The 4,829-nt window shown below is 65.3% G+C and carries 4 protein-coding genes; 1 reads left to right on the top strand and 3 read right to left on the bottom strand.

The features are described from left to right. The coding region (locus tag JYJ84_RS28475; protein WP_205189766.1) for an alpha/beta fold hydrolase at positions 1 to 848 on the bottom strand (848 nt) is incomplete at its 3' end. A 265-nt stretch (positions 849 to 1,113) separates the two neighbouring features. Between JYJ84_RS28475 and JYJ84_RS28470 the strand changes: the two genes are divergently transcribed. After that, a complete protein-coding gene (locus JYJ84_RS28470) occupies positions 1,114 to 2,073 on the top strand; it encodes a nitronate monooxygenase family protein (protein ID WP_122946419.1) in 960 nt (319 codons plus the stop codon). Positions 2,074 to 2,187: 114 nt separating this feature from the next. Here the strand turns inward: JYJ84_RS28470 and JYJ84_RS28465 are convergent, their stop codons facing one another. Together JYJ84_RS28465 and JYJ84_RS28460 are read right to left on the bottom strand one after the other, a co-directional pair. Continuing rightward, on the bottom strand, positions 2,188 to 3,150 hold the full coding sequence (locus JYJ84_RS28465) for a LysR family transcriptional regulator (protein WP_122946420.1): 963 nt from the start codon (positions 3,148 to 3,150) through the stop codon (positions 2,188 to 2,190). 180 nt (positions 3,151 to 3,330) lie between these two features. Further along, positions 3,331 to 4,407, bottom strand: a complete 1,077-nt coding sequence (locus JYJ84_RS28460; RefSeq protein ID WP_122946421.1) for a porin — start codon at positions 4,405 to 4,407, stop codon at positions 3,331 to 3,333. Between the last annotated feature and the right edge of the window lie 422 nt (positions 4,408 to 4,829).

Genomic DNA, 4,829 nt, shown 5'->3' with positions numbered 1-4,829 from the left:
AGCGCGACGGGCGCCTCTTCCGGAATGTAGTGCCCGCATTCGAGCGGGCGGCCGCTGACGTCGCGTGCGACACGGCGCCATTCGTCGAGCGGATCGAAGCAGCGGCCGACGATCCCGTTCTCGCCCCACAGCACGCGCAGCGGGCACGCGACCTTGTTGCCGCGCTCGAGATCCGCACGGTCGTGCTCGAGATCGATCGTCGCGGACGCGCGGTAGTCCTCGCACATCGCATGCACGGCGCCCGGCTGCGCGAGCGCGGCCCGGTACGCGTCGAGCGCCTCGGGTGCGAACGGCGCGAGCCCGGCGGACCGGTTGCCCATCACGCGCTCGATGTACGCATCGGTATGCGCGCCGACCAGCATCTCGGGCAGCGGCTCAGGCTGGATCAGGAAGAACCAGTGGAAATACGCGGTCGCGAACGCGCGATCGGTTTTCTCGTACATCGCGAGCGTCGGCGCGATGTCGAGCAGCATCATCCGCTCGACGGCGTCCGGATGATCCAGCGCGAGCCGGTGCGCGACCCGTGCGCCGCGATCGTGCGCGCACACGTGGAAATGCTCGAAGCCGAAATGCCGCATCACCGCGATCTGGTCGGCCGCCATCGCACGTTTCGAATACGGCGCATGCTGCGCGTCGCTCGGCGGCTTGCCCGATGCGCCGTAACCGCGCAGGTCGGTGGCGATCACCGTGAAATGATTCGCGAGCGTCGCAGCGACGCGATGCCAGATCATGTGGGTTTGCGGATGCCCGTGCAGCAACAGGAGCGGCGGACCCGCGCCACCTTTGACACCGAAGATGTCGGTGTCCTGCACCGTCACGCGAAACGGTGCAAACGCCTCAAACGACATGGTTTGTTTCTCGTTGGTTTGTTATGGCGGCTATTTTAGGAGCGCTTGTGCGTCTACACAGCGCGGTACCCCCCAGAATCTGTAGAAAGAGAACACTCACTCGATTGCCGCCACACCGCGCGGTTTGTTAAGCTCGCGTAGAATCGCACGATCGTTCGTATTAATAAGGACGACCTCGTTTCGCAGCTACACTCGAATCACCGTTCGACCGCAAAGCATGGCGTCGGCGCGACCGCGCGGCGCCCCTGGAGACTGGAGACATCACATGGCATTGCCCACCGTCCTGCAGAACCTGACGCTGCCCGTCATCGCGTCGCCGATGTTCATCGTCAGCTACCCCGAACTCGTGCTCGCGCAATGCAAGGCGGGCATCGTCGGTTCGTTCCCCGCGCTCAACGCGCGCCCGGCCGAAGTGCTCGACGAGTGGCTCACGCAGATCCAGTCCGAGCTCGCCGACCACCAGGCAAAAAATCCCGACGCGGTGATCGGCCCGATCGCGGTCAACCAGATCGTCCACCAGTCGAATGCGCGGCTCGAGCACGACGTGCGCGTGTGCGTCGAGCACAAGGTGCCGATCTTCATCACGAGCCTGCGCGCACCGGCGCGCGAGATCGTCGACGCGGTGCACAGCTACGGCGGCATCGTGCTGCACGACGTGATCAACCTGCGTCACGCGCAGAAGGCGCTCGAAGCCGGCGTCGACGGGCTGATCCTCGTCGCGGCCGGCGCAGGCGGGCACGCGGGCACGACGTCGCCGTTCGCGCTCGTCGGCGAAGTCCGCAAGATCTTCGACGGCCCGATCGTGCTGTCCGGGTCGATCGCGAACGGCGGCTCGATCCTCGCCGCGCAGGCGATGGGCGCCGATTTCGCGTACATGGGCACGCGCTTCATCGCAACGCAGGAAGCGCACGCGGTCGACGACTACAAGCACGCGATCGTGAACGCGAAATCGTCGGACATCATCTACACGAACCTCTTCACCGGCGTGCACGGCAACTACATCCGCGAGAGCATCGAGAAGGCCGGCCTCGATCCGGAGGCACTGCCGGAATCCGACAAGACCAAGATGAATTTCGGCAGCGACAAGACGAAGGCGTGGAAGGACATCTGGGGTGCCGGCCAGGGTGTCGGCCTGATGGACGACCTGCCGAGCGTGGGCGCGCTCGTCGAGCGCCTGAAGCGCGAGTACGACGACGCGAAGGCGCGGCTCGGCATTCCGCGTTGAGGATGCGGCGGCCATGACGGCCGCCACCGGCGCACATACCGTCGGACAAAACAAAAAGCGCGAACCGCAGCGGTTCGCGCTTTTTCATTGCCCCGCCGCAGTGGGAAAGCCGGTTCAGACCGCGCGCTTCATCCGCGTCATCGGCAGCACGCGCAGGCGCGATTCGATCGACGGGCACAGCGACTGCCCTTCGAAACGCGCCGCCAGGAAGTCGACGAACGAACGCACCTTCGCGGACACGTGACGACGGCTCGCGTAGACCGCATAGATCGGCGCCTCGTGCGGCGGCACCGCATCGAGCAGCACCGGCACGAGCCGGCCGGACTCGATGTCGTCGCCGACCACCTCGGTGCCGAGCAGCGCAATGCCCGCGCCCGCAAGCACGGCCGCACGCAGCCCTTCGAGGTGATTCACGATCAGGTTGCCGTTGAGGTTCACGCGCGATGCGGCGGCCGCGTCGATCACCAGCGAGTCGAGCATCGTCGAATTCGAGTCGCGCCGCAGGTAGTTGTGGTGCGCGAGATCGGCGATCGTCGTGGGCGTGCCGTGTTTCTCGAGATACTCGGGCGACGCGACCAGCAGGATGTGCGCGGTCGCGATCTGCCGCGCGACCAGCGACGACGATTTCAATCCGTTCGGCGCCGCGCGCACCGCGACGTCGTAGCCTTCCTCGATCAGGTCGACCACGCGATCGGACAGCGTCATGTCGACGGTCACGTCCGGGAACCGGCCCGCATAATCGGTGACGGCCTGCATCACGTGCCGCAGCCCGAACGCGGACAGCGACGTCACGCGCAGCCTGCCCTGCGGCACCACGCTTGCAGCGCCGACGGCCTGCCCGGCTTCGTCGAGTTCCGACAGCGCCTGCACGAGGCGCTCATAGTATTCGCGTCCCGCCTCGGTAGGCGCGACACGTCGTGTCGTGCGATGCAGCAGCCGCGCGCCGAGCTGTTGCTCGAGATGCATCACGTGCTTGCTCGCCATCGCAGCCGACATCTGCATGCGCTCGGCCGCGCCGACGAAGCTGCCCACTTCGACGACGTAGCGAAACACATTCATGCTGACGAGGGTATCCATCGAACTAGCTCGTAATGACGGGGGAATGATCCAATTACGAGATAGGGTAACAAAGGCGAGGAAACAGAAAGGTCAAGAAAGGCAAAACGGCGCCGCGGGTGGCGGCGCCGTTCTGGCGGAAAAACATGTAGCCCGGACGCGATTTTCGCGCGCGACCGGTGCACCGGTCGCGTGTGCGCGTCAGAACTTCGCGCGGATGCCGGCGCCGAACGTGTTGCCGGACGACAGGCCGCTGATGTGGTCGTTCATGTACGCAGCGTAGACGTCCGTGCGCTTGGACAGCGGATAGTCGTAGCCGACGGCCCAGGTCTGGCGCGTCTGGTCGAGGCCGCCCGCATCGCGCGAGTACGCGTACGACGCCATTGCGTTGCCCGCGCCGAGCGGCACCGACACGCCGCCCTGCGCGGTATTCACGTGCCAGCTGCCCGCGACCTGGTCATTCTTCGTATACATGTACTGACCGAACAGCTTCACGTACTTCAGGTCGTAGGTCGCGCCGACTTGCGCGATGCCCTGGCTCTTCATGCCGGCCACCAGCGCGCTAAGGTCACGCGGGCCGTTGTTGAAGTTCACGTACTGGTAGACCGCGGTCGCCGCGAACGGGCCGTTCGCATAGTTGAACTGCGCGCTCCACTTCTTCGAGCCGTTGTCGCCGGCCTGGTTGCCGAGCGCGTACATCGCGCCGAAATTCAGGCCACCGAACGACGGCGACGTATACGACAGCGCGTTGTTCCAGCCCGAATCGCCGACGGCACCCTGGTCGCTCGGATAGGTCGGGAACGTGCCGAGGCCGAGGAACACGTGGTACACCATCGGCGAGAAGGTGTACGAGTCGTAGAACGGGTTGAACAGGATCGTCGACAGGAACAGGTGCGTCGTCAGGCGACCGGCCGTCACCGTGCCGTACGGCGAATCGATGCCGACGTACGCGTTGCGTGCGAAGAACGTGTCGCCCTGGAAGCGGCCGAACTGGCCGTTCTGCGCGCGGAAGAAGCTTTCCAGCGTGAAGATCGCCTTGTAGCCGTTGCCGAGATCCTCGGCGCCGTGCATGCCCCAGTACGACGTCGACATCCCGCCGCCGCTCACGTTCCACGCGCGGTTGCCGCCCGGGAACTTGGTTGCACCGACCCATTCGTCGACCTGACCGTAGAGCGACACGCTCGACTGTGCATGGACGGGAGCGGCAGCCGCCACGCAGGCGGCCGCGGCGATCAGCTTGACGGACGTGCGCGACGCACGGCGAGCGAATGCTTTCATTAGATCTCCAGAATTTGTCGAATTGTCGAGAAGTGGCGCGAGCGTTGTTTTTTTGAGCCGACTGCTTGCGTCGTATGGGGCGCAGCCATCTTTACGGATCATTCGTCCGGTCAAAATTGCGCACACTTATTGCTGGTATAGCGGCAGCATTAACTTCGCGGAACGGATACATGGCCGGATCCCCGTCGGCGGCCCGGCGCGAACGCGGTCGCACGGCGGGCCGGCGGCGTGGCACACGCGAGCCGGGCGCGAAAGATAGCGCAATGCGGCGGGAAAATCAGCGGAAATCTGTGCGCGACTGTGGCGAATTCGCATCAGCCGGCGGAGGGGCGAGCGCGCGGGCGCTCAGTTTCGGTAGAACGGGGAGAAAAACGGTGAGTGCGCAGGCTCTTCCTGCGAGCGGGGCGGCGGCATCGGACGGC

The sequence above is a fragment of the Burkholderia sp. LMG 13014 genome (assembly GCF_905232215.1).
Taxonomy (GTDB): domain Bacteria; phylum Pseudomonadota; class Gammaproteobacteria; order Burkholderiales; family Burkholderiaceae; genus Burkholderia.
The sequence above is the reverse complement of the archived record's forward strand: the minus strand, read 5'-3'. Positions and strand labels throughout refer to the sequence as shown.

What these genes read in the sequence shown, in the direction of transcription:
- JYJ84_RS28470 (WP_122946419.1), top strand. Translation starts at nt 1,114, where the DNA reads ATGGCATTGCCCACCGTCCTGCAGAACCTGACGCTGCCCGTCATCGCG.
- JYJ84_RS28465 (WP_122946420.1), bottom strand. Translation starts at nt 3,150, where the DNA reads ATGGATACCCTCGTCAGCATGAATGTGTTTCGCTACGTCGTCGAAGTG.
- JYJ84_RS28460 (WP_122946421.1), bottom strand. Translation starts at nt 4,407, where the DNA reads ATGAAAGCATTCGCTCGCCGTGCGTCGCGCACGTCCGTCAAGCTGATC.